The sequence below is a fragment of the Microbulbifer mangrovi genome (assembly GCF_002009015.1).
GTDB classification, from domain to species: domain Bacteria; phylum Pseudomonadota; class Gammaproteobacteria; order Pseudomonadales; family Cellvibrionaceae; genus Microbulbifer; species Microbulbifer mangrovi.
The window spans coordinates 1-1,455 of the sequence record NZ_LZDE01000109.1 but is presented as its reverse complement, the minus strand read 5'-3'; the positions used below and the strand labels follow the sequence as shown (position 1 = coordinate 1,455).

General features: G+C 54.4%; 1 protein-coding gene. It reads left to right on the top strand.

Going from position 1 to position 1,455, the window contains the following annotated elements; all coding sequences use genetic code 11:
• Nucleotides 1-111 precede the first annotated feature (111 nt).
• Nucleotides 112-1,293 (top strand): vWA domain-containing protein, encoded by a 1,182-nt coding sequence (locus B4U49_RS00535; RefSeq protein ID WP_078082657.1) that lies wholly within the window; start codon nucleotides 112-114, stop codon nucleotides 1,291-1,293.
• The last annotated feature ends 162 nt before the right edge of the window (nucleotides 1,294-1,455 follow it).

Genomic DNA, 1,455 nt, shown 5'->3' with positions numbered 1-1,455 from the left:
AACCCATCCATGGGGGCTCTTCCACGAGGTCCCTCTCGCGGAAGGTTTCGCAAAGGTTCACCCGGTATCGCCGCCTTCGCCCGGAACCATTTACTTCGTCGTGCGCACGCTATGCTTATTGGATTTTTCCTAAACCTCCGCCGCTACGATCTCCCGGTATCCATCACCGAGCTGCTCTCGTTGCTGGAGGCCCTGCAGCAGCGGCTGGTTTATGCCAACCTGGACGATTTTTACTTTCTCGCCCGCACCTGCATGGTGAAAGACGAGAAGCACTTCGATAAATTTGACCGCGCCTTCGCCGCTTATTTTAAAGACCTGGAATCCCTGGACGATATCCTCGAGCAGATGATTCCGGAGGACTGGCTGCGCGCGGAGTTTATGAAGCAGCTGAGCGAGGAAGAGAAGGCAAAAATCCAGTCCATGGGTGGGCTGGAGAAGATACTGGAGGAGTTCAAGAAACGCCTCGAGGAGCAGAAGAAAAAGCACAGCGGCGGCAACAAGTGGATCGGCACTGGCGGTACCAGCCCGTTCGGCAATAGCGGCTATCACCCTGGTGGTATCCGGGTGGGAGGACAGAGCCGCAACAAGTCCGCCTCCAAGGTTTGGGAGAAACGCCAGTTCCGCAACCTGGATGACAGCATCAGTCTCGGTACCCGCAATATTCAGGTTGCTTTGCGCAAACTGCGCAAGTTCGCTCGCTCCGGTGCGGCGGAAGAGTTGGATCTGGATAACACGATTAAATCCACCGCCCGCAACGCCGGCCTGCTGGATATCAAGATGGTGCCGGAACGCCACAACGCGGTGAAGGTGCTGATCTTCTTCGATGTCGGCGGTTCCATGGATCCGTATGTGAAGCAGTGCGAGGAACTCTTCTCTGCTTGCCGCAGTGAGTTCAAGCATCTGGAGTATTTCTATTTCCACAATTTTGTTTACGAACATGTGTGGAAGGACAATCAGCGCCGCTACTCGGAATCCACACCACTGGTGGAGGTGCTGCGTACCTATGGCAAGGATTACAAGGTGATTTTCGTCGGCGATGCCTCGATGGCACCCTACGAAATCACCAGCCGATTCGGGAGTGTGGAACACATGAACGAAGAGCCGGGCGCGGCCTGGATGCAGCGGGTGACCAATACCTACGAAAAACTGGTATGGCTCAACCCCACTTCCGAAGAGTATTGGCAGTACACATCCAGTATCAGCATGACCCAGCGTCTCGTGGACGGGCATATGTATCCGATGACAATCGAGGGGTTGGATAAGGCGATTGCCTACCTTGTGAAGGGACGTTGAGGTTTCTTTCCGATTATGTGAGCCGCAAATTCCTACGGTGGCACTTCGCCTTCGCATTTGAGTAATCACTACGAATTTGTAAATTGGCAAACTCTAATCAAGGTGTCTCTGTTTAGGGGTAAGGTCAGGTGGCGGGTGGAGGTTTTCAGGAGCGTCGGCGAC

What these genes read in the sequence shown, in the direction of transcription:
- B4U49_RS00535 (WP_078082657.1), top strand. Translation starts at nt 112, where the DNA reads ATGCTTATTGGATTTTTCCTAAACCTCCGCCGCTACGATCTCCCGGTA.